Source organism: Streptomyces sp. NPDC021225 (assembly GCF_044332865.1).
Taxonomy (GTDB): Bacteria; Actinomycetota; Actinomycetes; order Streptomycetales; family Streptomycetaceae; genus Streptomyces.
Genome location: NZ_JBIRPV010000007.1, coordinates 541533 through 567652, shown reverse-complemented (window position 1 = coordinate 567652; position 26120 = coordinate 541533). Strand labels below are relative to the sequence as shown.

Genomic DNA, 26120 nt, shown 5'->3' with positions numbered 1-26120 from the left:
TGCACAACCTGAAACTGGAGATCAACAGCTGACCACGAACCGGCAACTGTCCACAGGAAAACACGCCTGACCTGGCATTACGGGATATCTCTTAGGACATGTCCGGGCCCGCCGGGGACGCGGTGGCGGTCAGGTCGGCGAGCAGCCGGAGGGCCGCCTCGGACGGCGAGCCGGGCTCGGCGTTCATCACGGCCACCCGCTGCCCGTCGTCCTCCGGGAGCGCCAGCAACTCGCACATCAGCGTCATGGTGCCCACCACCGGGTGGCGGTAGGTACGGGTGGCGGTGCCGCAGTCGCCCACCGTGTGAGCGGCCCACAGCGTGGCGAACTCCGCGCTGCCCACGGTCAGTTCGCCGATCAGCCCGGTCAGCGCGGGGTCGCCCGGGTACCGCCCGGCGATCAACCGCAGGTCGGCGACGGTGGCGCGGGCCTTGCGGATCCAGTCGGCGTACAGCTCGCGCGTGTGCGGGTCGAGGAACAGCATCCGGGCGATGTTGGGGCGCTCGGCGGGGCGGTTCGGCGAGTCGTAGTCCAGGTGCCCGGCCATCAGGGCGTGGGCCATCGGGTTCCACGCGAGGACGTCACAGAAGCGCCCCATGACCAGCGCGGGCACATCCCCGAACGACTCGATCATCACGCGCACCCCCGGCCGCACCCGCTCCGGCCTCGCCGCCCGGCGGCGGGCCCCCGGCTTGGGCCGGGCCAGCGAGTACAGATGGGTGCGCTCCGCCTCGTCCAGCCGCAGCACACGGGCGACCGCGTCCAGCACGGCGTCCGAGGCGTTGGGGCTCTGCCCCTGTTCGAGCCGCGTGTAGTAGCCGGCGCTCACCCCGGCGAGCTGCGCCAGCTCCTCACGCCGCAGGCCGGGCACCCGGCGCCGTCCCCCGTACGAGGGCAGCCCCGCGTCCTCGGGCCGCAGCCGCGCCCGCCGCGACCGCAGGAACTCCCCCAGCTCCTCACGCGTCTCCATGCGCCCCAGTCTCGTGGACGCGCGCCCGCGGTGCCTGCACCTGCCAGGTGTAGTCACCACGGGTGTATCCCCGGCAGGGGGCTGGGTACGGCCCGCCGCCCATCGCAGCCTGAGCCGGTGAAGATTCTTGTGATCGGCGCGACGGGAACCATCGGCGGCGCGGTCGCCGACGCGTTGGCGGAGCGCCACGAGGTGGTACGCGCCTCGCGCCGCGGCCCGGTACGTGTGGACATGGCGGACACCGCGTCGATCGACGCCCTGTTCGCGGGCGTCGGGGACGACCACCTGGACGCGGTGGTGTGCTGCGCCGCGAGCGGGGGCCTCACCCCGCTGGACGCCGCGTCGGACGACCGGTTCTGGAGCGGGCTCGACGGCAAGCTGATCGGGCAGGTCACTCTCGTACGGCGAGCGCTCGCCCACGTACGGGACGGGGGCTCCGTGACCCTCACCAGCGGACGGTTCACCGAGCCCGTCCCCGGCAGCTCGCTCGGCTACCTGGTCAACGCGGGCCTGGAGGCGTTCGTGCACGCGGCCGCCACGGAGATGCCGCGCGGCATCCGCCTCAACGCGGTCAGCCCCGGCTGGGTCCGCGAAACCCTCGTCACCCTGGGCATGGACCCGTCCACCGGCACCCCGGCGGCGGACGTCGCCCGCGTCTACGTGGACGCGGTGGAGGGCGACGCCCATGGTGTGAAACTTTCTGTGCCGAGGGTCGGAGGGACAGTTGCTGGAGGAGTCCGAAGCACCGCGGCACGCGTGGCGGATTGAGAGCCGGGAGTACGCCCGGCAGGAGCGGCGTCGTGGCCGCCGGTTCGCCTTCACACACCTGGTCCCGGCGCGCACCGCGCTTGTCGTCGTCGACATGGTGCCGTTCTTCGTGTCGGAGAACCCGTACTGCCGCGGCATCGTCCCCAACATCGCCCGTCTCGCCGACGCTCTTCGTGCGGCCGGCGGCACCGTCGCCTGGGTCCTGCCGGAAGTGGGTGAACGGACGGCGGTGGCCGACGAGTTCTTCGGCCCCGAGGTGGCCGAGTCGTACCGCACCTCCGGGGGCACCGGGCCGCCGGCCGAGCGGCTGTGGCGGGACTTCACCGTGCAGCCCGGCGATCTCCTGGTGGAGAAGTCCGCTGCCAGCGCGTTCTTCCCGGGGCGCTGCCCCCTGCCGGAGCTGTTGAAAGACCGCCGGATCGACACCGTCCTGATCACCGGCACCGTCACCAACGTGTGCTGCGAGTCATCCGCGCGCGATGCCAGCACTCTCGGCTTCCGGGTCATCATGGTCGCCGACGCGAACGCGGCACGCCGGGATCAGGACCACAACGCCACCCTGTACACGTTCTATCGGTCGTTCGGCGACGTCAGGCCCACGTCCGAGGTGCTGGACCTGATCCATTCCCACCCGCGGTCGTGTTAGCGGGATGTTAGTGGGGCGGCAGTGGTGCGGTAGCGGGCCCGGTCAGAGTTGTTGTCGTACCGAGCAGACGACGACATCGACAGCCCCTGGGGGACCCGAAATGCGCTCCAACACCACTGCCCGCATCGCCCGCCGCCGTTCCTTCCGCGTTGCCGCCGCGGTCCTGACCGCGGCCGCCGCGCTGACCCTGACGGCCTGCAACAACGACACGGGCGCGGCCGGGACCGGCAGTTCCTCGGGTTCCTCGGGTTCCTCGGGTTCTTCCGGTGGTGCGCAGGGTTCCGACGCCAAGGGCAAGGGCGGCGAGCAGGCCGCCGCCGAGGGTGGCGGCAGGGCGCACGCGGGTGTCGAGCGCTGCCGCACCGAGAACCTGGAGGCCGCGTTCGCCACGGGCGAGGACGCGCTCCCGGACCGGGACGGGGACGGGGGCGCGACGACCGCCTCCATCGTCCTGATCAACAAGAGCACCAGCTCCTGCCGGATCGGCGGCTTCCCGGGGGTGGACCTGACCTCGATCAACGGTGGCGAGCGCTGGTCCCTGGCCCGGTCCTCGCAGAAGTGGAGCTCGCTGGAGCTGGAGGGTGGCCAGAGCACCTCGTTCACCCTCAACCTGGCCTTCACCAAGGAGGAAGAGGGCTTCTACCAGCCGGCCTGGGTCGAGATCACCCCGCCCAACGAGACCAAGTCCCTCAAGATCGAGTGGCCCTGGGAGAACGACTCCCTCGTCGACCAGCGCGGCGCCACCCGTCCCGCCACCTTCGTCAACCCCATCGGCTGACCAACCCAAAGCCGTGCCATAAACGTCCGTTGCCCCGGTGCGTCACACCAGGGCAGCGGACTTAGCGGTGCGGGCGAGTCGGGTCCGAAGCTCAGTTTCTTATGGTTCCGGGATGAGTAACTCTGCTGGGGCTGCGGTCCTCACAACCACTGACCTGTCTGAAGCGATACGTGCGGTGCGTACCTTGCTGGACATCGCAGACATCGGTCAGGGAGAGGTCGACTTCGAAGCCGTGATCAGGTCGCCGGATGTCCTGGCGCAAGTACGTCTCGTACTGCCCGACCTCGAGTGGTGGGCGTTGGCCGGCAAGGAGCACGGTTCGTCGGAGGCCGGCGACGACCCTGCGGACTGCCTGCCGATCCGAGTGTTCGACTGGGGTCGTCCGCTCGACCGCGCCGAGCCCTTCATCGCCGCTCTGGGGCCAGATCCCGCGGCTGTCCGGTGGGATCTGGACGCATGGCCCGCGGTTCCCGAAGCGGGACTGGAGGCGATCTCGCAGAAGTACGCGTACCTGACGCTGACAGTCAATTCCCGGGACCTCTACCAGGACGAGCCGTCGCAGGACCACACCATTTATGTGCACGTCCGGGATCGGAACAGCGACCAGATCGCCCGCGTCCATTGGCTCGCCGATCAAGTGGGTGGCCGGTTCACCGGCAGGGTGGAGTTGGCGCCGCTGTAACCCCCCTAGTCGTGCTTGGTGTGGGTGAGGAAGAACTCCCGGACGTCCTCAGCGAGCAGCTCGGGCACTTCCATCGCGGCGAAGTGGCCGCCGCGCTCGAACTCCGACCAGTGCCTGATGTCGTACAGCCGCTCGGCCAGCGGGCGCACCGACAGCGTGATGTCGTGCGCGAACACCGCCACGCCCACCGGCACCGGGCACGGCAGGGGCCCACCCCGCGGAGCGTCGTGGTGCAGCCGCGCCGAGGACGCCGCGGTGGCGGTCAGCCAGTACAGCGAGATGTCGGTGAGCATGCGGTCGTCGCTGATCTGCGAGCGCGGGTCGGTCCAGTGGGCGAAGCGCTCGGCTATCCAGACCAGCTGGCCGACCGGCGAGTCGGTCAGCGCGTAGCCGATGGTCTGGGGCGTGAGGGCCTGGAGGGCCTGGTACGGCGGGCGGTTGGCCATCAGCTGTCTGACCTTGTCCAGCCGGGCCTCATCCGTTGCGGACAGTTCGACGCCGGCGTCCGGGTCCGGCCGGGTCGGCAGATAGTTGATGTGGGCCCCGACGACCTGCTCGGGTGCCACCGCGCCGAGCGCCAGGGAGATGCCCGCGCCGAAGTCGCCGCCCTGCGCGCCGTAGCGCTCGTATCCGAGGCGGCGCATCAGCTCGGCCCAGGCCCGCGCGATCCGGACGGCGTCCCAGCCGCGCTCGTGGGTCGGCCCGGAGAAGCCGTACCCCGGGATGGACGGGATCACCAGGTGGAAGTCGCGTGACAGCGGCTCGATCACGTCCAGGAACTCCAGGAACGAACCCGGCCAGCCGTGGGTGAGGATCAGCGCGAGCGCGTCCGGCTTCGCGGACCGGACGTGGACGAAGTGGATGTTCTGGCCGTCGATCTCGGTGGTGAAGTGCGGAAGCTCGTTGAGCTCGGCTTCCTGCGCACGCCAGTCGTAGCCGGTGCGCCAGTACTCGGCGAGCTCCTTCAGCCGCGCCAGCGGAAAGCCGTAGTCCCACCCGGCGTCGGCGACCTCGTTGGGCCAGCGGGTGCGGGAGAGGCGGTCGTTCAGGTCGTCGAGGTCGGCCTGGGGGATGTCGATGCGGAACGGCTTGATCATGGTCTGCACTCCAGGGAGATTCGTTCGCCACATAAACGTTCGCGGCGCTAACGACGTTAGACTGTTAGTGAAACTAACGCAAGAGGTGGAGGATCTCCCATGAGCCCGACCCCCGAACCCGTCCCGGCCCGGCTGCGCGCCATCCCCAGCCGCCTGCTCGCCGGGGCCGCGCTCGTCGCCGACCGGCTCGTCAGCGAGCGCCTGGCCGCCGAAGGCGCTCACAAGTGGCACTTCGCCGCACTGGTCGCGCTCGCCGAAGCCGGTGCCGCCAGCCAGGCCGAACTCGGCCGCCGCACCTGCATCTACCGCAGCGACATGGTCGCCGTCCTCAACGAGCTCGCCGACGCCGGATGCATCCGCCGCGAACCCGACCCCGTCGACCGCCGCCGCAACGTCATCACCCTCACCCCCGCCGGCCGCCGCCGCCTGGAGCGCCTCGATACGGTCATCGCCGACGCCCAGCGCGAACTCCTCGCCCCCCTGACCCCCGCCCAGCGCGATGAACTACCCCGTCTGCTCGCCGTCCTGACCGAGCACCACCGCCCCTCGCACCCCCGGGGTCAGGAGCCGCGCGGGGCTGCCAGGCCGGATTCGTAAGCGAGGACGACGAGTTGGGCCCGGTCCCGGGCGCGGAGCTTGGTCATGGCCCGGTTGATGTGGGTCTTCGCCGTCATCGGGCTGATCACCATGCGGCCCGCGATCTCGTCGTTGGACAGGCCCTGCGCGACCAGAGCGACGGCCTCGCGCTCGCGGCTGGTCAGCTCCTCAAGCCCGGTGCCGACGCCGGTGGTGAGCGGCGTGGTGACGTACCTGTTGATCAGCTTGCGGGTGATCGACGGTGCCAGCAGGGCGTCGCCGCGCGCCGCGACGCGGACGGCGTGCAGGAAGTCGTCCGGCACGATGTCCTTGACGAGGAATCCGGCGGCACCGGCGCGCAGCGCGTCGAAGACGTACTCGTCCAGGCCGTAGTTGGTCAGGATGACGACGTGCACCCCGGCCAGGGCCGGGTCGGCGGCGATACGCCGGGTCGCCTCGATGCCGTCGACGCCGGGCATCTGGATGTCGATGAGAGCGACGTCGGGCAGATGCTCCCTGGCCAGCTCCAGGGCCTGTTGCCCGTCGGCGGCCTCCGCCACCACCTCGATGTCCTCCTCGAGGTCGAGGAGCGCGCGGAATCCGCTGCGAATGAGCGGCTGGTCGTCGACCAGCAGGACACGGATCACGAGGTCCGGTCCACGGGGAGGTGGGCCTGGACGGTGAAGCCGCCCTCGCCACGCGGTTCGGCGCGCAGCCGGCCGCCGAGGGCGGTGACCCGTTCGCGCATGCCGAGCAGCCCGACGCCGGGCGTCGGGGCGGCGTCCGGTGTCGCCTTGCCGTCGTCGTCGATGTGGACCACGAGGGCGTCGGGACGGCAGTCGATCCGGACCGACGCGGTGGCGGCGTCCGCGTGACGGGCGATGTTGGTGAGCGACTCCTGAACGATCCGGTAGACGGTCCGGCCCACCGCGGACGGCATGTCGTGCCGTTGTCCCTCGATCGTGAGCGTCGCGTCCAGCCCGAACGTACGGGCCCGCTCCACCAGTTCCGGGACGTCGTCGAGCTCGCGCGGCGGGGCCGTGTCGTCGTCGCGCAGCGCCTCCAGCGTCGCGCGCAGCTCCCGGGTCGCCTCACGTCCGGCTTCCTGGATCGCCAACAGGGCCTCCGGCACCTGTTCGCCACGCTTGCGGGCCACATGGACGGCGACTTCGGCCTGCACCTTGATGACCGAGATCTGATGGGTGAGCGAGTCGTGCAACTCCCGCGCGATCCGCAGCCGCTCCTCGTCGGCGCGGCGCCGCGCGGTCTCCTCCCGGGTGCGCTCGGCTTCTTCCGCTCGCCGCTCGGCTTGCCGCAGTGCCTCCCCCGCCGCGGCGGCCGCGATCAGCCAGGCCAGTTCGAGCGCGCCCCGGGCCCGCGCGAACGCCTCGCCGGTGTCGTGCAGGCCCGAGGCCAGGGCCGCGAGGGGGAGAGCGGCCAGCACGGTCACGCTCGCCGCCACCGTGATGGTGCGTCGTCCGGCCCGCACGGCCGCGTACACCGCGAACAGGTACGCGACGGCAGGCACGTCGAACCCGGCCGCCTGGTAACCCACCGCGCACAGCCCGGTGACGGCCAGGACGAGAACCGGAGCCCGGCGGCGCGCGACCAGCGCGAGACCGCCGGCCGCCAGCAGCGCGTACCCGAACAGGTCGAGGCTTGTGAGTGAGTGCTGTCCCGACTGCCCGGTGACCAGCAGCGTCGCCGCCACCCCGGCGGCGAGCGCCCAGTCCATGACACCGACCCCGACCCTCATGCGCGAACCCTAACCGGGTGGCCGCGCGGGCGATTCCTGCGTACGGACGATCAGCCGACTACCGCGAACGCGGTACCTCCGCGGCTTCTCCGGCGCGGGCGGTAGCCGCTACGGCGTCGATGGCAGCGCGGATTGCCTTCGCCTGCCGGACGACCGGGGACGGGTCCGACGGACATGCTCAGGAAACGTCCACGTGAAGCAGGAAGAGGGAGTACCCCATGTCCGTCCGACGTACGTTTGCCGTGGTCGTCGCGGTCCTCGGCGGAGCTGTCGCGCTCGCCGCACCGGCGGCCGCCGACGCCTCGGCCCAGCCGATCGCCGCCAGTGTGTACACCCTGAGCGCCGGGCGGATCGGTGCCATCGTGGCGGCGCTGCTGGCGCTGGCCGGCGCGGTCACCGGTGGACTGGCGCTGGCCCGCTCCACCGGCCGTATCAGCACCGGTCCCGGGCGACGCGGAGCCACCATGGCCCTGGGCGGGGCACTCATCGGCATGGCCCTCGGCGCCGTGGTGGCGGCGACCGCCTCCGGCGGCCTCGGCACCGGCAACGGACTGGGCGGGGCCATCGTCGCCCTGATCGTGGGGGTGGTCGGAACTGCCCTCAGCGGGCTGGCTCTGACCCGTTCCCGCCACACTGGCTGATCTACGCGGCGATGTCGAACGCGCTGCGGTGTGGGGTGAGCTCGAACCACAGGAGCTTTCCGCTGATGCCGAAGACGTCGTCGGCGAGGGGGTAGCCGCCCCAGTTGTCCGCGCAGAGCCGGACGATGAGCAGGCCGCGGCCGTGGGTGTCGTCGATCTTGGCGGCGGCTTCGGTGAGGGCCGTGAAGCGGTCGAGGCGGCCGGGCGGGGTGTCGAAGGGCGCGGGGATGAGTGGGTTGGTGTCCCAGATGCTGACCCGGAGGCGGCTCTCGCAGAGGTGGCGCAGACGGAGTTGGGCGGGGCCGTCGGAGTGGCGGATGGCGTTCGTGACCATTTCGCTCGTGAGCAGCTCGGCGGTCTCGGTCAGTTCGGCCATGCCGTGGCCGGATAGGACCGCCTGGAGGGTGACCCGCGCGATCCGGGCGGCGCGGGGGTCGTTGGGGAGGCGGAGAGTGTACGTCCAGGGCTGGTCGGCGTCGTCCGATGGCCCGGGGCCGGAGTCCTGCGGCGATACGGTTGCCATGCGTGTCTCTCCCTCAGTCGGGTGGAGTTGAGTGGCTTGGCTCACACGGTAGAGCAGTGAGTGGTAGACCTGCTACGAAATCGGCAGCAGCGCTGCCAAATGACTTCGTGTGGGTGACAAGGGAGAGCCAATGCCGCCGAGTAGTACCCCGACGTTGACGCAGCGCCGCCTTGGCGCGGAGCTGCGGAAGCTGCGTGAACGAGCGGGCTTGTCCTCAACCGCTGCCGCCGCGAGGCACGGGATCATCCAGGCTCGTCTGAGCAGCATCGAGGCCGGTCGATATCCGGTGAGCGTGGATCGTGTGCGGCTCTTCGCGCGCAATTACACCTGCGCGGATGACGATCTGGTGGATGCTCTGGCGGAGATGACCGGCGGGCGGACGCGAGGCTGGTGGGACGAGTACCGGGAACATCTACCAGCCAGCTTCGCCGATTTGGCGGAGCTGGAGCATCAAGCTCAGGAGATCCGTGTTGCCCTGGTCATCCACATCCCCGCGCTGTTGCAGACCGTCGACCACGCCCGGGCAGTGTTGCGGGAAGCCGCTCCGCCGCTGAGGGCTTACGAGGTGGAGCACCGACTGTCCCACCGGATGAAGCGCCAGGCGATTCTCCATGAGGGCAGGCCGGTGTCGTACACGGCGATCATCCACGAGGCTGCCCTGCGAATGGAGTTTGGTGGGGTGCGTACGGTCCGCGCACAGCTCGAACACGTCATCGCGATGAGCGAGCTGGACAACATCAACGTTCGGGTGATTCCGTTCAGCGGCGGTGGGACCTTCCCTGGGACAGGGCAATCGTTCGATTATGTCTCTGGCTCCGTGTCGCAGCTCGACACGGTGCAGCTTGACTCAGCTCACGGGTGTCAGTTCATTGACGTTGACGCTGAGTTGGGCAAGTACCGCGCTCTTCTCGAACGGATGGAGACGACCGCCCTTAAGCCGGCTCAGTCGCGGGACTTCATCCACGACATCATGCGCAGCGTGTGAAAGGTGAGAAACGTGTCCACGTATCAGTGGCGTAAGTCCTCCTACAGTGCGGACGCATCCAACTGTGTGAACGTCGCCGCTGACAGCGGCGTCATCGCAATACGCGAGAGCGACGAGCCCGAGGCCGTCCTGACCACAACCCCCGCCGCCCTGCGCAGCTTCATACGCGGCACCAAGGCGGGGCGGCTCGACCACGTCAAATAGCGCGCAAACGCGCGCCCGCGCACGACGCGGCCCGCCCCCAGCGGGATACCGCCGGGAGCCGGGCCGTGTGGGACCTGAAGGGTTACTTCACGATCGTGATGCGGTCCGCCGCCGGCGGGGCCAGGGGCGAGCCGGCCGAGGAGTGGGCGCCCAGGTAGGCCGTGAAGGCATCCAGGTCCGACGCGCCGACCAGCTTGTTCTTGCCGTCCTTGAAGGCGGGGAAGCCGTCGCCGCCGCCCGCGAGGAACTCGTTCATCGCGACGCGGTAGGTCTTGGCCGGGTCGATCGCCTCGCCGTTCAGCTTCACCGAGTCCGCGACGACGCGATCCGCGCCGGTCTTGGTGAGGTCGAGGGTGTAGGTGAGGCTCTTCGAGACCTGGAGGATCTTGGGAGAGGCCTCGTTCGAGCCGCTGACCTGCTGCTTCAGGGCGGTGATGAGCTGCTCACCGGTGAGGTCGATGACGTTCATCATGTTGGTGAACGGCTGCACGGTGAACGCCTCGCCGTACGTCACGACCCCGTCCCCCTCGCTGCCGGACGCCGCGTAGGCGAGGTCGGAGCGGATGCCGCCGGGGTTCATGAGGGCGAGCTGGGCGCCGCCCTTGTCGGCGGGGGAGAGCGCTTCGAGCTGGGCGTCGGCGATGACGTCGCCGAGCGGTGACTCGTACGCGGTGGATCCGCGGCCCGGGATCTCGGCGGAGATGTAGCCGACGGGCCGGTTGGCGATCGGCGCGGCCAGCTTGTTCCAGCGGCTGATGAGGGAGGTCATGTCGTCGGCCTTGGGCTGCTGCCGGTCGACGACGTGGTTGGCCGACTTCACCTTCGTGCGCACGATGTCGCCGGTGGCGCGGTCGTAGGTGAGGGTGGTGTCGGTGTACAGGCGGCCGAAAGAGGCGGCCGAGGTGACCGTGCGCGGCGCGCCGGAGGGGTCCGGGATGGTGCACGCGTAGGCCGCGTGCGTGTGGCCGGTGATCAGGGCGTCGACCTTGGGGGTGACGTTCTTGGCGATGTCGACGATCGGGCCGGAGATGCCGGAGCCCGGGCCGCCGCTGTCGCAGTTGTAGTTGTACGAGGAGGAGGCGGGCAGCCCGCCCTCGTGGATCAGCGTGACGATCGACTTGACGCCCTGGCGGTCGAGTTCCTTGGCGTACTTGTTGATCGTCTCGACCTCGTCATGGAACTTCAGGCCCTTGACGCCCTCGGCGGTGACGATGTTGGGGGTGCCTTCGAGCGTGACGCCGATGAAGCCGATCTTGACGCCGTTGTGCTTCCAGATCGTGTACGGCTTGAGGATCGGCTTGCCGGTCTTCTCGTCCGTGACGTTCGCGGCGAGGTACGGGAAGTCGGCGCCGGGGAAGGTCTTGCCCTCCTCGTAGCAGCCTTCCGTGGGGTGGCAGCCGCCGTTCTGGATGCGGTTCAGCTCGGCGCGGCCCTCGTCGAACTCGTGGTTGCCCACGGCCGTGACGTCCAGGTCGAGCTTGTTCAGCGCCTCGACGGTCGGCTCGTCGTGGAAGAGGCCGGACAGCAGCGGGCTGGCGCCGATCATGTCACCGCCGGCGGCGGTGATGGAGTACGGGTGGCCCTTGCGCGCGGTGCGCAGGGAGTTGGCGAGGTATTCCACGCCGCCCGCGGGGACGGCCTTGGTGGTGCCGTCCGGCTGGGTCTCGGTCACGGTGCCGGAGGAGCCCTGCGGGGGTTCCAGGTTTCCGTGGAGGTCGTTGAACGACAGCAGCTGCACATCGACGGTGCGGGCTGGGTTCGGCTTCGCGGGGGCGCTGGTGTTCGCGCCTGCCGTGTCCGCGAAGGACATGATTCCGGCTGCGGCGGCCAGCACCGCCGCCGCGGCGGTCAACCGGCGGGCCGCGCGGCGCCGTTGGGCTATCGCTGGCATGTGGTCCCCTCTTGTACGGGTCTGTGCAGTAGTCGAGCGTCGGCGGCAGCATACGGTCAACGCGCGTAGCGGGGCAGGGGGGCCGAGGTTACGAGCTGATTGCGCGTGGGCGACTCTTGGGGTGACATTCATCTGTTCGGATGACATGCCCGGCAAACCATGACTGCTGGGGAAATTGGGTGTGAGCGTGTGCAGCGTGCAGAACGAACTCGCGCATCACGCGTCCATCCCCGCGCAGGGGGCCGAGCTTCCTCATGGTTTCTTCGAGCTGATTGACGATCTCAAGGCGGTCGTCAAGCGCGCGAACGTGCGCGCTCAGTTGAAGGTCAACACCGAGATGATCGCGATGTACTGGGAGATCGGGCGAACGATCCTCGAACGCAGGGAGCGGGAGAGGTGGGGCGCCAAGATCATCGACCGGGTTGCGGTGGAGTTGCGGACAGCCTTCCCGGGGCAGAGCGGTTTTTCCCGCAGCAATCTCAAGTACATGCGGCAGATGGCGAGCCTGTGGCCGGAGCCAATTGGCCAACAGGCTGTTGGCCAATTGCCATGGGGGCATATCACGGTGCTCATGGCGCGTTGCAAGAACCGTGCTGAGCTGGACTTCTACGCCCGGCAGGCCGTGCAGCACGGCTGGTCCCGAGGTGTGCTCGGGTCCTGGATCGGTGCGCAGCTGCATCTCACCCAGGGCGCAGCGCTCAACAACTTCGACGCCACGGTTCCAGAGGACTCCGACGCCGTACGTGAGATCGTCAAGGACCCCTACCGCGTCGAGTTCACCCGACTGTCCGGCAAGGTGGCCGAGCGCGAGTTCGAGGACGCGTTGGTTGAGAACCTGGTCCGGTTCCTGACGGAGCTCGGCGTCGGCTTCGCCTTCCTCGGGCGGCAGTACCCCGTCAAGGTCGGCGACCGGGAGTTCCGTATCGACCTGCTCTTCTATCACTGCCGACTGCACCGCTATATCGTCGTGGAGCTGAAGACGAAAGAGGCCGAGGCCGCGCATGTGGGCCAGCTCGGTTTCTACGTGACAGTGGTCGACGACGTGATCCGCGACAAGGAGCGGGACGACCCGACGCTCGGCATCCTGATCGCGGAGAGCCGCGACCGGGGTGTCGTCGAGTACGCCCTGCGGAGCAACAACGCGCCGCTTGCCGTGAGCACGTACGCGGGCCTTCCACCGGAGGTCCGGGAGCTGATGCCCAGCGAGGAGGACCTGTCCCGCCTTGCGGACGGCGTGCGCCGTGGTGACGGGGATCCATCAGCCGGGTGACTCGCTGGTAATAAATTGGCCGGCAAGTTGCCGGTCAATTCGGCGGTCGTAGGCTCGGCCCCATGAATGACGTGCTGAACGAGGGGCCCGCCCCCCGCCGGATCGATGTCCTCGACGAGGTGACGCCCGCCGTGGCGCAGGACGTGCTGCGGCTCGTCGAGGAGTCCGCGCGCACCGACGGGCAGCAGGCCGTGTCCGAGCAGGGACGGCTCCAGCTGCGGGGGCGGCGGGAAGGGGTCCGGCATCTGCTGCTGTGGGAGGAGCCGGACGGGAAGATCGTGGGGTATGCGCAGCTGGAGGACACCGACCCGGTGGAGGCCCCGGCCGCCGAGCTGGTCGTGCACCCCGCGCACCGGGGGCAGGGGCACGGGCGGGCGCTGGGCGTGACGCTGCTGCGCGAGTCCGGCAAGCGGCTGCGGGTGTGGGCGCACGGCGGGCATTCCTCGGCGCGCCATCTCGCGCAGGTGCTGGGGCTGACGCTGTTCCGTGAGCTGCGGCAGATGCGTCGGCCGCTGGGTCCGCTGGAGGGGCTGGACATCCCCGAGCCGGTGCTGCCGGAGGGCGTGACCGTACGGGCCTTCCGGCCGGGCCAGGACGAGGCCGGCTGGCTGGCGGCGAACGCGGCGTCCTTCGCGCACCACCCCGAGCAGGGCTCGCTGACTCTCCGCGATCTCGAGGACCGGATGGGGGAGCCGTGGTTCGACCCTGAGGGCTTCTTCCTCGCCGAGCGGGGCGGGGAGATCGTCGGATTCCACTGGACCAAGGTGCATGCGCAGGAGCGGCTGGGTGAGGTGTACGTGGTCGGGGTGCGGCCCGACGCGCAGGGCGGTGGGCTCGGGCGGGCGATGACCGCGATCGGGCTGCGGCACCTGGCGGGGCAGGGGCTGCCGACCGCGATGCTGTACGTCGACGCCGATAATTTCCCCGCCGTCGCTGTATACGGGCGGCTGGGCTTTACGACGTACGAGACGGATCTCATGTACCGCACGGAGACCTGACCGGAGGTCTGACCGGGGCCCGACCGGGGTATCGGGGGCGCGTCGGGGGCGTGGGTCGCCTGCGGGATGGATCGCGATTTCCTACGCGCCATGTCTCCGTTACCGGCGATTCAAACTCGGTTGCGAGCATCGCTGAATGCAGCCCGCCGCGCCGACCCCCTCGAACCGGAGGCTCCGTGCCGCTTCAGCACCGTCTTCCGGGACGCCGTTCCCGCCTCCGGCGCGGAACAATGAGGACATGAACCACTCCAGCGGTCAGGCATCCGTCCACGAGCAGACTCACCCGCAGCACCAGCCTCAGCCCTCGGTCGGTTCGATCGCGGCGCACCGGCCGCATGCCGTCGCCGCGCCGCCGGTCCGGAATCTCGACCCGGACCTCGACGGCGACCTGGACTCGTACGAGGTCGACGACGCCGAGGGCGTGGAGGGCGAGGAGCAGCTGCCCCAGGGGCGGTTCCTCGACCGTGAGCGCAGCTGGCTGGCGTTCAACGAGCGGGTGCTCGAGCTCGCCGAGGACCCGAACACGCCGCTGCTGGAGCGGGCGAACTTCCTCGCGATCTTCGCGAGCAACCTGGACGAGTTCTTCATGGTGCGGGTCGCGGGCCTCAAGCGGCGCATCGCGACCGGCGTCGCCACCCGCTCCGCCTCCGGGCTACAGCCCCGCGAGGTCCTTGACCTGATCTGGAACCGGTCGCGCGAACTCATGGCCCGGCACGCGGCCTGCTTCCAGCAGGACGTCGCGCCCGCGCTCGGCGACGAGGGTGTCCATCTGATCCGCTGGCGTGATCTCACGGAGGACGAGCAGTCCCGCCTCTTCACGCTCTTCCGCCAGCAGATCTTCCCGGTCCTGACGCCGCTGGCCGTGGACCCGGCGCACCCCTTCCCGTATATCTCCGGGCTCTCCCTCAACCTCGCGGTCGTGGTGCGCAACCCGGTGAGCGGGCATGATCACTTCGCACGTGTGAAGGTCCCGCCGCTGCTCTCGCGGTTCCTGGAGGCGTCGCCGCAGCGGTACGTCCCGCTGGAGGACGTGATCGCGGCGCACCTGGAGGAGCTGTTCCCCGGCATGGAGGTGCTGGCGCACCACATGTTCCGGGTGACCCGCAACGAGGACCTGGAGGTCGAGGAGGACGACGCGGAGAACCTGCTCCAGGCCCTGGAGAAGGAGCTGCTGCGGCGTCGCTTCGGGCCCCCGGTGCGCCTGGAGGTCGAGGAGTCCATCGACCCGTACGTCCTCGACCTGCTGGTACGCGAGCTGAAGATCTCCGAGGCCGAGGTCTATCCGCTGCCGGGGCCGCTGGACCTGACCGGGCTGTTCGGGATAGCCGCGCTGGACCGGCCGGAGCTGAAGTACCCGAAGTTCGTGGCCGGGACGCACCGGGACCTCGCCGAGGTCGAGTCCGCCTCCGCGCCCGACATCTTCGCCGCGATGCGCGAGCGGGACGTGCTGCTGCACCACCCGTACGACTCCTTCTCCACCTCCGTCCAGGCCTTCCTGGAGCAGGCGGCCGCCGACCCCGACGTGCTCGCGATCAAGCAGACGCTCTACCGCACCTCCGGCAAGTCGCCGATCGTCGACGCGCTCATCGACGCCGCCGAGTCCGGCAAGCAGGTGCTGGTCCTCGTCGAGATCAAGGCCCGCTTCGACGAGCAGGCGAACATCAAGTGGGCGCGCAAGCTGGAGGAGGCCGGCTGCCATGTGGTCTACGGCCTGGTCGGGCTGAAGACCCACTGCAAGCTGTCGCTGGTGGTCCGCCAGGAAGGCGAGACGCTGCGCCGCTACTGCCACGTCGGCACCGGCAACTACCACCCGAAGACGGCCCGGCTGTACGAGGACCTGGGGCTGCTGACCGCCGACCCGAAGGTCGGCACCGACCTGTCCGACCTGTTCAACCGGTTGAGCGGCTACTCCCGGCGGGAGAACTACCAGCGGCTGCTGGTCGCCCCCAGGTCGCTGCGCGACGGGCTGATCAGCCGGATCAACCGGGAGATCACCCACCACCGGGCGGGGCGGCCCGCCTACGTGCGGATCAAGGTCAACTCGATGGTCGACGAGGCCATCGTCGACGCGCTCTACCGGGCTTCGCAGGCGGGTGTGCCGGTGGATGTGTGGGTGCGCGGCATCTGCGCGCTGCGGCCGGGGGTCCCCGGGCTCTCGGAGAACATCCGGGTCCGCTCGATCCTGGGCCGGTTCCTGGAGCATTCGCGCGTCTTCGCGTTCGGGAACGGCGGGGAGCCCGAGGTGTGGCTCGGCAGCGCCGACATGATGCACCGCAATCTGGACCGGCGGATCGAGGCGTTGGTGCGGGTCACCGACCCCGCCCACCGCGCCTCACTCAACCGTCTGCTGGAGACCGGCATGTCCGACTCCACCTCCTCCTGGCACCTGGGCCCGGACGGCGAGTGGACGCGGCACGCGACGGACGCGGACGGACAGCCGCTGCGGAACGTACAGGAAATGCTCATAGACGCCCGGAGGCGACGGCGTGGTACAGCGACATGATCTGTCGTCGCCGGTCGGGGTTACGAGGGCCGGCCGGCCGCAAGGCGCTCCACCCGCCGCTGCCTTCGGCCCTGGGGGGTACGACATGACGGACGGTGTGATGGGGGCCGAGGCAGCGGCCGGGCCGGCGGTCGGGCCTGCGGTCGGACCCGCGCTCGCGGCGGCGACGGCGGGCGATGTGCTGTCGTGGTACTTGAACGCCCAGGCCGGGGACTTTCTGCGCAGCCTGCGGCAGCAGCGGGAGAGCGGGGTGGACGCCGAGGAGGCGGCCGAGGCCGCCCGGCTGCTGCGCCGCTGCGCGCGGCGGATCAGCGGCACGCTGTGGGTCTACCGCCCGCTCGCCGACACGGCCTGGGCCGATCACCTCCGCTCCGAGCTGGTGTGGCTGTCCGCCACGCTGGCCCTGGAGCACGCCTACGCGGCGCGCCTGAACCGGCTGCGCGGCGCGCTGCACCGGCTCTCGGGCGCGGGCGCCCCGGCGGATGAGGCGATGGACGGGCTGGGGGACGCGGCGGGGGATGCGCGGGCAGATGCGGGGGCGGGGGACGCGGCGGCGCAGCGCTCGCCCCGCGCGGCCCGCCGCAGCGTCTCCCTGACGGCCGACGCCCCGCAGGACCCGCCGCCGGACGCGGGCGGTGACGCCGTACGGGACATGGCTCAGCCCCCGGCCGCCGCGGCACCGGCGCAGCGCGAGGCCGGGACGACGACTGTGGCCGGGCAGCGCGGCGGCGGGGGGAAGCAGCAGCCGGGCGGCGGCGCGGACGAGGCCAGGGGCGGGGCGCTGACGGTCGGGGCCGCGCGGGCCGGGGCCCTTCTGGAGCGCCAGCTCACCCTCGCGCGGACCCGCGCGCACACCGCGGCCCTCCAGGCGCTCGGCTCCTCCCGCTTCCACGCGGTGGCCGACGCCGTCGCGCTGCTGGCCTCCGAGGTCCCCCTCGACGCGGCCGCCGCGACCCGTCCCGCCGAGCTGTCGCTGCCCCCGCTCGCGGAGCTGGCGCACCGGCGGCTGGTGGAGGCGGCCGAGACGCTGCCGCTGGGCCGGGCCGGGCATCCGTACAACGCGGAGGCGCTGGTCCACGGCCTCGCCGCCACCCCGGCCGCCGATGCCCCGCCCGCCAGCGAGCGGCAGGACGCGCCCTGGCACCAGGTGCGGCAGCTGGTGCGGTTGCGGCGCTACGCGCTGGAGGTGCTCGACGCGGGGCAGCGGCCGGAGGGCACCGGGCCGGTGGACGCCGACCCCTCGCTGTCCGTACGGCTGCTGGCCGCCGGGCAGGCCCTCGAACGGCACCGGGACGCGTCCGAGGCGGCGGCCGCCGCAGCCGCCGCGGCGCGGACGCCCAGGATCGCCCCCGCCACCGCCTACGCCCTCGGCGTGCTGCACGCCGACCAACGACACGAGGTCGAGGCCGCCCGCTTCGCCTTCGGGCGGATCTGGCACCGGCTGGTGGTCTCGGCGTCCTGACGGACCGAGCTGGACAGGCTGGACAGGGAGGTCGGCGCATGGTTGAGAACTCGGTGATCCGCGCGGCGGGGTGCGTCCTGTGGCGGCGTTCCCCGCGCGACGGCCGGCCGGAGATCGCGCTCGTCCACAGACCGCGCTACGACGACTGGTCGCACCCGAAAGGCAAGCTCAAGCCGGGCGAGGAGCCGCTGGACGGCGCGCTGCGCGAGGTGCTGGAGGAGACCGGCGTGGTCTGCGTCCCGGGGGCCGCGCTGCCCACCGTGCGCTACCTGGCCAAGGGCCGCCCCAAGGAGGTCGATTACTGGGCGGCGGAGGCGGCTGGGGTGGCTGAGGCGGCGGATGGTGCGGCCGACGCGGCGTTCGTACCCAACGACGAGGTCGACCTGCTCGCATGGCTCCCCCCGGACGCGGCCCGTGAGCGGCTGACACATGACCACGACCGGGTGCTGGTCGATGCCTTCCTGGACACGCTGCGCTCACGGACGGCTCCCCGCCCCGGCGGGGCGGAGTGAAAGGTCCGGGTGGGCCGGTCCCTCAGGCCGCCCCCGCCCCCGGCCGCCGCCGACGCCGCGCCTTGTCGGCCAGCGCCGGCGGCACGTAGTAGCTGTCGGCCCGGTTCAGGTCCGTGCCGGGCGGCACGATCTCGTCGATGCGGTCGAGGACGTCCTCGCTCAGCTCCGCGTCCGCCCCCGCGAGCAGGTCCTCCAGCTGCTCCATCGTGCGCGGCCCGATGATCACCGAGGTGATGGCCGGGTGGGACCGTACGAACGCGATGGCCAGGTGCGGCAGCGAGAGCCCGGCGTCGGAGGCCAGCTCGGCGAGTTCGCTGACGGCCTCCAGCTTGCGCGCGTTCTCCGGCAGCGAGGGGTCGAACTTGTGCTTCTCGATGGCCGCCCGGCCGCCGGTCAGGTCGATGTCGGAGGCCTTGGTGTAGCGGCCGGACAGCCAGCCCGCGGAGAGCGGGCCCCAGGTCAGGACGCCCATCCCGTACTTCTGGGCGGTCGGCAGCACCGCCGCCTCCACCGAGCGGGCCAGGATCGAGTACGGCGGCTGCTCGCTGCGGAAGCGGACATGGCCGCGCCGCTCGGAGGCCCACTGGGCCTCCACGATCTGTTCCGCCGGGAAGGTGGAGGAGCCCACGGCCCGCACCTTGCCCGCCCGGACCAGGTCGGACAGGGCCGCGAGGGTCTCGTCGATGTCGGTCGTCGGGTCGGGCCGGTGGATCTGGTAGAGGTCGATGTAGTCGGTGCCGAGGCGGCGCAGGCTGTTCTCGATCTCGCGGACGATCCAGCGCCGTGAGTTGCCGCTGTGGTTCTCGTCCGGCCCCATCGAGCTGTGGACCTTGGTCGCCAGGACGACCTCCTCGCGGCGCCCCTTGAGCGCCTTGCCGACGACGACCTCCGACTCGCCGGAGGAGTAGACGTCGGCGGTGTCGACGAAGTTGATGCCGGCGTCCAGTGCGCGGTGGATGATCCGCACCGAGTCGTCGTGGTCCTGGTTGGCCCAGCTCCCGAACATCATCGCGCCGAGGGCGTATTCGCTGACCGAGATGCCGGTGCCGCCGAGAATTCTGCGCTTCATGGGATTCCGCCTCACGTGGATGGGTTCGCTGGATGCGTTCGCCTTATGCGTTGGCTTCGGTGACAGCCTTCAGCCCGTGCCGTGGAGGGACCAGGCCCGGTTCAACCTGGGTCCGGCAGAACCACCTGGATGGGTGCCTTCCGGGTACCCGCGCGGATAATGGAGCGATGGGCGATGCCGAACCGGAGATCAAGGCGTTCCTGAGAGTGCGGCGCGCGGCGCTCGACCCCGCGGAGCTGGGGCTGCCCGACGGGGTCGTACGGCGCCGGGTGCGGGGGCTGCGCCGTGAGGAGGTCGCGCAGCTCGCGGGGATCAGCGTCGACTACTACACGCGCATCGAGCAGGGCCGCGCCCCGACCGTGTCCGACTCGGTGGTGGACGGCCTGGCCCGGGCGCTGCGGCTGACGCCGCCCGAGCACACGTATCTGCGCAACATCACGCTGCCCGGGCGGCACGGCCGGACGCTGGACGCCGGTCCCCGGCCGCGCGTGCGGCCCGAGGTCCGGCTGCTGCTGGACGCCATGGACGAGGCCGTGCCCGCGTTCGTGTTCGGGCCTGGCGGGGACATCCTCGCCTGGAATCTGCTGGGCGGCCGGGTCTCCTTCGACTACGCCGCGCTCCCGGAGCGGGAGCGCAACTCCTCCCTGCTGGTCTTCCTCCACCCGGACGCCAAGGCCCTGCACCCGGAGTGGGACAAGGTCGCCGACGAGACGGTGGCGAGCCTGCGGGCGGAGGTCGGGCGCCACCCCGACAGCCTCCGGGTGTGCCAGGTCGTCCATGAGCTGCTGGACCGGAGTGAGGAGTTCCGGCAGCGGTGGGAGACCCAGACGGTGCAGGAGCGGACCAGCGGTACGAAGCGGATCCGGCACCCGGTGGTGGGGGACCTGGAGGTGACGTACGAGGCCTTCGTACTGCCCTCGGACCCCGGCCAGGTGCTCTGCACCTACGCGGTGCGGAAGGGGTCCCCGACGGCCGAGGCGCTGCGGGCGCTGGCCCGCGCGGTGCCGGTGGGGTAGGCGCGGCGAGTAGGGCAGTGGGGTAGCGGGACGGCTCCTCGCGCTACTCGCCGCCCTCCCGGGTACGGGTGAACACCCGTTCCCGGGCCGCCTCAAGACCCGTTGCCACCGCGCCCAGCAGCACCGCGTCCTCCCCGAGCGCGCTCGGCGCCACCTTCGGCCGCAGCGGCCCGATCCGCTGGAGGGTCGGCTCCACCGTCCGCAGCAGCAGGTCCGCGCTGTGGCCGACGCCGCCGCCGAGCACCACCAGGTCCGGGTCGAGCACGGCCGCGACGGCCGCGACCACGTGGGCCAGCCGCTCGGCCTCCTGCCGTACGGCCTCCAGCGCGGGCGCCACGCCGTCCCGTGCCGCGTCAAAGACGGCCTTGGCGGTCAGCGGCTCGGACCTGGTCCCTGACATGCCGAGCTCCCGGGCGGCCCGTACGACCGCCTCGGCCGCGACGGCGCCCTCAAGCCCCTGCCGTTCCGGAGCGCTGTCGGGGCCGCCCACCCGGGGCAGCAGCGGCAGGAAGCCGATCTCCCCGGCGGCCCCGTGCGCGCCGGTGAACAGCCGCCCGTCGGCGACCACGCCCATGCCCAGGCCGGTGCCGACCAGCACGTAGACGAAGAGTCTGCTGCCCTTCCCCGCGCCGAAGGTGTACTCGCCGAGCGCCGCCAGGTTCGCGTCGTTGTGCACCGACAGGGGCGTGCCCAACTCCTCGCGCATCCGGTCCAGCAGGCCCGCGCGCCCCCACCCCGGCAGGTTTCCGGCGTAGCGCACCCGCCGCCGCTCGGGGTCGTACACGCCGGGTACGCCGACGACGGCGTGCGCGACCAGGGCCGGGTCCACCCCGGCGTCCGCGACGACCCGGTGGGCCGCGGCGACGGTGAGGTCCGCCATGGCGGCGGCGCTGCGGCCGCGGTTGCGCACCTCGGCGCGCGCGACGACGGTGCCGTCCAGGTCGGCGGCGGCCACGCGCAGCCAGGCCCGTCCGATGTCCAGGCCGAGGACGTAGCCGGCGGTCGGGTCCGGCTCGTACAGCACGGCGACCCTGCCCCGCTCCGGCGGCGCCTGCCGGCCCGCCTCGCGTACAAGACCGGCCTCTTCGAGGGCGCCCAGCGCGCTGGAGACCGTCGGTTTGGACAGGCCCGTGTCGCGGGCGAGCTGGGCCCGGGAGGCGGGGCCCTCGGCGCGCAGCCGGGCCAGCAGCAGGCGCTCGTTGTTGCTGCGCAGCCGCTGTCGGTTCCAGGGCTGTTCCGACCCTTGACTCATCAAGTAAGGCTCCTTAACTTAATCACACTCGCACGGCGAGCCAGGGAGGTCCAGATGGCTGGAGGACCAGCGCTGAGCAAGACCCCGCCGGGCGGGGGGAGCGGCGGGGGCGGCGGAGACGGCGGGGGTGGCTTCGTCCGCCGTATCGGGCTGTTCCAGGCCACGGCCATCAACATGAGCCAGATGTGCGGCATCGGCCCGTTCGTGACCATCCCGCTCATGGTCGACGCCTTCGGCGGGCCGCAGGCCGTCATCGGGTTTCTCGCGGGCGCGGTGCTGGCGCTGGCGGACGGGCTGATCTGGGCCGAGCTGGGCGCCTCGCTGCCGGGGGCCGGGGGCAGCTATGTCTATCTGCGCCAGGCCTTCCAGTACCGCAGCGGCAAGCTGATGCCGTTTCTGTTCGTCTGGACGGCGATGCTGTTCATTCCGCTGATCATGTCCACCGGCGTGGTCGGTCTTGTGCAGTACCTCGGGTATCTGTGGAGCGGCATGACGCAGACGCAGGGCGACCTGGTCGGGCTCGGCGTCATCGTCCTCGTCGTGGCGCTGCTGTGGCGCGGCGTGGAGCACATCGCCAAGATCACCGCCGTGATGTGGGGCGTGATGATCTGCTCGGTGGTGCTGGTGATCGCCGCGGCGCTCAGCGACTTCGACGCGGACAAGGCCTTCACCTACCCCGCGCACGCCTTCGACCTGGGGTCCGGAGCGTTCTGGACCGGCTTCGCGGCGGGGCTGACCATCGGCATCTACGACTACCTCGGCTACAACACCGCCGCGTACATGGGCGCCGAGATCAAGGACCCCGGCCGCACCCTGCCGCGCGCGATCGTCGCCTCGATCCTCGGCATCATGGGCATCTATCTGCTGCTCCAGATCGGCACCCTCGGCGTCGTCGACTGGCATCAGATGCTCGATCCGAACTCGGTGGCGTCCAAGTCCGTCGCGTCCGCGGTCCTGGAGGAGACCTGGGGGAAGGGCGCGGCCGATGTCGTCACGGTCCTCATCCTGGTCACGGCCTTCGCGTCCGTCTTCGCTGGGCTGCTCGGCGGCTCCCGCGTCCCGTACGACGCCGCCCGCGAGCGCGTCTTCTTCCGCCCGTACGGCACGCTCCATCCGCGCCATCGGTTCCCCGTGCTGGGCCTGGCCACGATGGGCGTGGTCACCGCCGTCGGCTTCCTCATCGGCCGCCACACCGACCTGGCCACGCTCATCCAGCTGCTCACCACCGTGATGGTGATCGTGCAGGCGCTGGCGCAGATCCTCGCCCTGACGGTGCTGCGCCGTCGCCAGCCCGCGCTGCGGCGCCCGTACCGGATGTGGCTGTATCCGGTGCCGAGCCTGGTCGCGCTGGTCGGCTGGCTGGTGATCTACGGGTACGCGGACAAGAACTCGCCCGGGCGCCACCCCATCGAATGGTCGCTGGCCTGGGTCGCGGCGGGGTGCGTGGCGTTCGTGCTCTGGGCGCGGTTCGAGAAGGTGTGGCCGTTCGGGCCGAAGGAGATCAGCGAGGAGTATCTGGGCGGAGGCGCCCAGGGAGCGGGCGCGGGTACGGGGGCGGCGCCGGGCACGGGGCCGGGCACGGGGACGGGCACAGGCGGGGTCACGAGCGTGGCGCCAGAGCCTCCCAGCTGACGGTCACCTCGCCCTGGCGCCAACGCCGCGGGCCGTCCACGAGCGGCCAGCCCGCGGCGCGCAGCGCCTCGGCGCTGCGTATCCAGCGCTGGCGAGCGCTCAGCGCGGCGTACGGGGCGGCGGCCGCCCAGACGCGGTCGAAGTCGCGCAGGAAGGCATGCACCGGCTCGCCCGGCACATTGCGGTGGATGAGCGCCTTCGGCAGCCGTTCGGCCAGGTCGGACGGGCGGTCCAGGGAGCCGAGCCGCGCCGCGAAGGTCACGGTGCGCGGACCGTGCGGGGTGAGGGCGACCCACACATGCCGCCGCCCTATCTCGTCGCAGGTCCCCTCCACCAGCAGCCCGCCCGGCGCCAGCCGTGCGCACAGCCGCCGCCATACGTCCGCGACCTCGCCCTCGTCGTACTGCCGCAGCACATTGGCCGCCCGGATCAGCGCGGGCCGCGCGCCGTCCGGCAGCGGCACCTCGAACCCGCCGTGCGCGAAGTCCAGCCCCTCCCGGCGGTAGGGGCGGGCGGCGGCGACGCGGTCCGGGTCGATCTCGACCCCCACGACCCGGGCGTCCGGTCGCACCGTACGCAGCCTGACCAGCAGCTCGACGGCGGTCCACGGCGCGGCCCCGTACCCCAGGTCGACGGCGACGGGCGCCTCGGCGCGGCGCAGCGCGGGGCCGTGGGCGGCGGCGATCCACCGGTCCATGCGGCGCAGCCGGTTGGGGTTGGTGGTCCCCCGGGTCGCCGACCCGATGGGCCGGCCCGGCGGCGGGGAGGGCTGCGGGGGGACGCGGACAGACATGCGCCGAGCCTAAGCGCCGCAGTATCCAGCCCCAGAACCCCCGCCCCCGGAGCATCTGCCCCCCAGAACGTCACGCTTTGGCAAAGCGGAAATGGGAACGAGAGGTTCCGGTGTTGAGGGGTTGGCAGGGCACGTCCGGATTCCGCTACCCGAGTCCGCCCCGGCAAGGAGGATCGCGCGGTGAGCCAGCCTATTTCCCGGCTCGGCGGCTTGCGAGGCCGTTCGCACGGAGTTCTCGGCAAGCCGCACCATCAGCGCCTGAGACGCGTCGGGCGCCGGCCACGCCGGATCGCGATGCTCAGCGTGCACACCTCGCCGCTGCACCAGCCCGGCACCGGTGACGCGGGGGGCATGAACGTTTACATCGTGGAGCTCGCCAAGCGGCTGGCCGCCATCGACATCGAGGTGGAGATCTTCACCCGCGCCACCACCGGCACACTCCCGCCCACCGTCGAGCTCGCGCCAGGCGTGCTCGTACGGCATGTGGACGCGGGGCCGTACGAGGGGCTGGCCAAGGAGGACCTCCCGGCCCAGCTGTGCGCGTTCACCCACGGGGTCATGGGGGCCTGGGCGGGGCACCGCCCCGGGTACTACGACCTCGTCCACTCCCACTACTGGCTCTCCGGCCACGTCGGCTGGCTGGCCGCCGAGCGCTGGCGGGTGCCGCTCGTCCACGCCATGCACACCATGGCCAAGGTCAAGAACGCCGCCCTCGCGGAGGGGGACACCCCGGAGCCCGCCGCCCGGGTCATCGGCGAGGAGCAGATCGTCGGGGCCGCCGACCGGCTCATAGCCAACACCGCCGAGGAGGCGGCCGAGCTGGTGCGCCACTACGGAGCGGACCCCGAGCTGGTCGCCGTCGTCCACCCCGGGGTCAACCTCGAACGCTTCCGGCCCGCCGACGGCCGCGCCGCCGCCCGCGCCCGCCTGGGCCTGCCGCCCGAGGCGCTGATACCCCTGTTCGCCGGGCGCATCCAGCCGCTGAAGGCGCCCGACATCCTGCTGCACGCGGTGGCCCGCCTGCTGGACGAGGACCCGCGCCTGCGCGAGCGGCTCGTCGTCCCGGTGGTCGGCGGGCCGAGCGGCAGCGGGCTGGCGAAGCCGGAGGAGCTGCACAAGCTCGCGGCCCGGCTCGGCGTCAGCGACGTGGTCCGCTTCCGGCCGCCCTGCGCGCAGGACGAGCTGGCGGACTGGTACCGGGCGGCGTCCGTGCTGGTCATGCCCTCCTACAGCGAGTCGTTCGGGCTGGTGGCGGTCGAGGCGCAGGCCTGTGGCACACCGGTGGTCGCCGCCGAGGTGGGCGGCCTGCCCGTGGCCGTACGGGACGGGCGCAGCGGCATCCTGGTGTCCGGCCACGACCCCGCCGACTACGCCCGGGCGCTGCGCCGCCTCGCCGACGACCCCGGTCTGCTGAAACGTTTGGGCACCGGCGCCGCCCACCATGCCGAGCGCTTCGGCTGGGACAGGGCCGCCGCGGCGACGGCGGACGTCTACGCGGAGGCGATGCGCGGGTACCGTCGCCTACGATCGGTGCATGGGTGACGCCGAGGCCAGGAACGACACCAGGAACCAGGCCGGGAACCAGACCGGGAACCAGGCCGGGAACGAAGCCGCCAGGGCCGTGATCGAGCGGACGCTGCGCGATGCCGAGCTGGAGTGGGAGACCCCGGCCGACGGCACGTACGTCGTCACGCTGCCCGGCACCCGCAAGCTGTCCACGACCTGTTCGCTGCGCCTGGGCCGCCACTCGCTGTCGGTCAACGCCTTCGTCGTCCGCCGCCCGGACGAGAACCACGAGGCCGTGCACCGCTGGCTGCTGGAGCGCAACACCCGCCTGTACGGGGTGAGTTACGCGATCGACCAGCTCGGTGACATCTATCTGGTGGGGCGGCTGCCGCTGGCGGCGGTCACGCCGGATGAGCTGGACCGGGTACTCGGCACGGTGCTGGAGAACGCCGACGGCAGCTTCAACACGCTGCTGGAGATGGGATTCGCGAGCGCGATCCGCAAGGAGTACGCGTGGCGTACGGCGCGTGGCGAGTCCACGCGGAACCTGGCGGCGTTCGCCCATCTGACCCGCGAGGCCTGAGCGCGGC

Annotated in this window: 26 protein-coding genes; 17 read left to right on the top strand and 9 right to left on the bottom strand. The window is 71.4% G+C overall.

The features are described from left to right. Positions 1-91: 91 nt before the first annotated feature. Positions 92-970, bottom strand: a complete 879-nt coding sequence (locus tag ACH4S9_RS31375) for a helix-turn-helix transcriptional regulator (RefSeq protein WP_398374869.1) — start codon at positions 968-970, stop codon at positions 92-94. A gap of 117 nt (positions 971-1087) precedes the next feature. On the opposite strand from ACH4S9_RS31375, the gene ACH4S9_RS31370 reads away from it, so the two are divergent. The 4 genes from ACH4S9_RS31370 to ACH4S9_RS31355 all read left to right on the top strand — a co-directional run bounded on the left by ACH4S9_RS31370 (position 1088) and on the right by ACH4S9_RS31355 (position 3844). Beyond that, positions 1088-1738 (top strand): short chain dehydrogenase, encoded by a 651-nt coding sequence (locus ACH4S9_RS31370; protein WP_398374867.1) that lies wholly within the window; start codon positions 1088-1090, stop codon positions 1736-1738. Next, positions 1695-2384 carry an isochorismatase family protein gene (locus ACH4S9_RS31365; RefSeq protein ID WP_398374865.1) on the top strand — a complete coding sequence of 230 codons (690 nt, stop codon included), beginning with the start codon at positions 1695-1697 and terminating at the stop codon, positions 2382-2384. The genes ACH4S9_RS31370 and ACH4S9_RS31365 overlap by 44 nt, the downstream gene beginning before the upstream one ends. A gap of 100 nt (positions 2385-2484) precedes the next feature. Further along, positions 2485-3162, top strand: a complete 678-nt coding sequence (locus ACH4S9_RS31360; protein ID WP_398374863.1) for a DUF4232 domain-containing protein — start codon at positions 2485-2487, stop codon at positions 3160-3162. A gap of 112 nt (positions 3163-3274) precedes the next feature. Then, complete coding sequence (locus tag ACH4S9_RS31355; protein ID WP_398374861.1) at positions 3275-3844, top strand: hypothetical protein; 570 nt, start codon at positions 3275-3277, stop codon at positions 3842-3844. A 5-nt stretch (positions 3845-3849) separates the two neighbouring features. Here the strand turns inward: ACH4S9_RS31355 and ACH4S9_RS31350 are convergent, their stop codons facing one another. Continuing rightward, complete coding sequence (locus ACH4S9_RS31350) at positions 3850-4941, bottom strand: epoxide hydrolase (protein ID WP_311724541.1); 1092 nt, start codon at positions 4939-4941, stop codon at positions 3850-3852. 99 nt (positions 4942-5040) lie between these two features. Here ACH4S9_RS31350 and ACH4S9_RS31345 point away from each other — a divergent pair, with 99 nt between their 5' ends. Then, positions 5041-5538: a MarR family winged helix-turn-helix transcriptional regulator gene (locus tag ACH4S9_RS31345; RefSeq protein WP_398374859.1), complete on the top strand. Its 498-nt coding sequence runs from the start codon at positions 5041-5043 to the stop codon at positions 5536-5538. Here the strand turns inward: ACH4S9_RS31345 and ACH4S9_RS31340 are convergent. Beyond that, positions 5502-6164: a response regulator gene (locus ACH4S9_RS31340; protein ID WP_398374857.1), complete on the bottom strand. Its 663-nt coding sequence runs from the start codon at positions 6162-6164 to the stop codon at positions 5502-5504. The two genes, ACH4S9_RS31345 and ACH4S9_RS31340, sit on opposite strands and share 37 nt — an antisense overlap. Next, positions 6161-7273 carry a sensor histidine kinase gene (locus ACH4S9_RS31335; protein WP_398374855.1) on the bottom strand — a complete coding sequence of 371 codons (1113 nt, stop codon included), beginning with the start codon at positions 7271-7273 and terminating at the stop codon, positions 6161-6163. The genes ACH4S9_RS31340 and ACH4S9_RS31335 overlap by 4 nt, the downstream gene beginning before the upstream one ends. 218 nt (positions 7274-7491) lie before the next feature. Between ACH4S9_RS31335 and ACH4S9_RS31330 the strand changes: the two genes are divergently transcribed. Then, the gene (locus ACH4S9_RS31330) at positions 7492-7914 is read left to right on the top strand and encodes a DUF6223 family protein (RefSeq protein WP_385346921.1); all 423 of its coding nucleotides are present in this window, start codon (positions 7492-7494) and stop codon (positions 7912-7914) included. Position 7915: 1 nt separating this feature from the next. Here ACH4S9_RS31330 and ACH4S9_RS31325 read toward each other — a convergent pair whose 3' ends face one another. Further along, positions 7916-8437: an ATP-binding protein gene (locus ACH4S9_RS31325; protein WP_398374852.1), complete on the bottom strand. Its 522-nt coding sequence runs from the start codon at positions 8435-8437 to the stop codon at positions 7916-7918. A gap of 130 nt (positions 8438-8567) precedes the next feature. On the opposite strand from ACH4S9_RS31325, the gene ACH4S9_RS31320 reads away from it, so the two are divergent. Then, positions 8568-9422 carry a helix-turn-helix domain-containing protein gene (locus ACH4S9_RS31320; protein ID WP_398374907.1) on the top strand — a complete coding sequence of 285 codons (855 nt, stop codon included), beginning with the start codon at positions 8568-8570 and terminating at the stop codon, positions 9420-9422. A gap of 12 nt (positions 9423-9434) precedes the next feature. Continuing rightward, positions 9435-9626 carry a DUF397 domain-containing protein gene (locus ACH4S9_RS31315; protein WP_311724535.1) on the top strand — a complete coding sequence of 64 codons (192 nt, stop codon included), beginning with the start codon at positions 9435-9437 and terminating at the stop codon, positions 9624-9626. A gap of 82 nt (positions 9627-9708) precedes the next feature. On the opposite strand, the gene ACH4S9_RS31310 is transcribed toward ACH4S9_RS31315, so the two are convergent. Then, positions 9709-11436: a bifunctional metallophosphatase/5'-nucleotidase gene (locus tag ACH4S9_RS31310; RefSeq protein WP_398374906.1), complete on the bottom strand. Its 1728-nt coding sequence runs from the start codon at positions 11434-11436 to the stop codon at positions 9709-9711. Between the two features lie 277 nt (positions 11437-11713). Between ACH4S9_RS31310 and ACH4S9_RS31305 the strand changes: the two genes are divergently transcribed. The 5 genes from ACH4S9_RS31305 (at position 11714) to ACH4S9_RS31285 (ending at position 18262) form a co-directional block, all read left to right on the top strand. Beyond that, the gene (locus ACH4S9_RS31305) at positions 11714-12787 is read left to right on the top strand and encodes a YhcG family protein (protein ID WP_398374850.1); all 1074 of its coding nucleotides are present in this window, start codon (positions 11714-11716) and stop codon (positions 12785-12787) included. A gap of 62 nt (positions 12788-12849) precedes the next feature. Further along, entirely contained in the window at positions 12850-13785 is a 936-nt protein-coding gene (gene mshD / locus ACH4S9_RS31300; RefSeq protein WP_385346927.1) for a mycothiol synthase, read from the top strand. Between the two features lie 238 nt (positions 13786-14023). Further along, a complete protein-coding gene (locus ACH4S9_RS31295) occupies positions 14024-16288 on the top strand; it encodes an RNA degradosome polyphosphate kinase (protein WP_398374848.1) in 2265 nt (754 codons plus the stop codon). Positions 16289-16373: 85 nt separating this feature from the next. Further along, positions 16374-17750, top strand: coding sequence for a CHAD domain-containing protein (locus ACH4S9_RS31290; protein WP_398374846.1), 1377 nt, complete (start codon positions 16374-16376; stop codon positions 17748-17750). Between the two features lie 38 nt (positions 17751-17788). Then, positions 17789-18262, top strand: a complete 474-nt coding sequence (locus ACH4S9_RS31285; RefSeq protein ID WP_311724529.1) for an NUDIX hydrolase — start codon at positions 17789-17791, stop codon at positions 18260-18262. Positions 18263-18284: 22 nt separating this feature from the next. Here the strand turns inward: ACH4S9_RS31285 and ACH4S9_RS31280 are convergent, their stop codons facing one another. Beyond that, positions 18285-19331 (bottom strand): aldo/keto reductase, encoded by a 1047-nt coding sequence (locus ACH4S9_RS31280; protein WP_398374844.1) that lies wholly within the window; start codon positions 19329-19331, stop codon positions 18285-18287. 167 nt (positions 19332-19498) lie between these two features. Here ACH4S9_RS31280 and ACH4S9_RS31275 point away from each other — a divergent pair, with 167 nt between their 5' ends. Then, positions 19499-20347 carry a helix-turn-helix transcriptional regulator gene (locus tag ACH4S9_RS31275; protein WP_311724527.1) on the top strand — a complete coding sequence of 283 codons (849 nt, stop codon included), beginning with the start codon at positions 19499-19501 and terminating at the stop codon, positions 20345-20347. Positions 20348-20390: 43 nt separating this feature from the next. Here ACH4S9_RS31275 and ACH4S9_RS31270 read toward each other — a convergent pair whose 3' ends face one another. Next, positions 20391-21599: an ROK family protein gene (locus ACH4S9_RS31270; protein WP_398374842.1), complete on the bottom strand. Its 1209-nt coding sequence runs from the start codon at positions 21597-21599 to the stop codon at positions 20391-20393. 54 nt (positions 21600-21653) lie between these two features. Between ACH4S9_RS31270 and ACH4S9_RS31265 the strand changes: the two genes are divergently transcribed. Continuing rightward, the gene (locus ACH4S9_RS31265) at positions 21654-23231 is read left to right on the top strand and encodes an APC family permease (RefSeq protein ID WP_398374840.1); all 1578 of its coding nucleotides are present in this window, start codon (positions 21654-21656) and stop codon (positions 23229-23231) included. Here ACH4S9_RS31265 and ACH4S9_RS31260 read toward each other — a convergent pair. Then, positions 23200-24024: a class I SAM-dependent methyltransferase gene (locus ACH4S9_RS31260; RefSeq protein WP_385346941.1), complete on the bottom strand. Its 825-nt coding sequence runs from the start codon at positions 24022-24024 to the stop codon at positions 23200-23202. The genes ACH4S9_RS31265 and ACH4S9_RS31260 overlap by 32 nt on opposite strands. 180 nt (positions 24025-24204) lie before the next feature. Between ACH4S9_RS31260 and mshA the strand changes: the two genes are divergently transcribed. Together mshA and ACH4S9_RS31250 are read left to right on the top strand one after the other, a co-directional pair. Continuing rightward, on the top strand, positions 24205-25566 hold the full coding sequence (mshA, locus tag ACH4S9_RS31255) for a D-inositol-3-phosphate glycosyltransferase (protein ID WP_385346943.1): 1362 nt from the start codon (positions 24205-24207) through the stop codon (positions 25564-25566). Then, positions 25559-26113, top strand: a complete 555-nt coding sequence (locus ACH4S9_RS31250; RefSeq protein ID WP_398374837.1) for a YbjN domain-containing protein — start codon at positions 25559-25561, stop codon at positions 26111-26113. The genes mshA and ACH4S9_RS31250 overlap by 8 nt, the downstream gene beginning before the upstream one ends. The last annotated feature ends 7 nt before the right edge of the window (positions 26114-26120 follow it).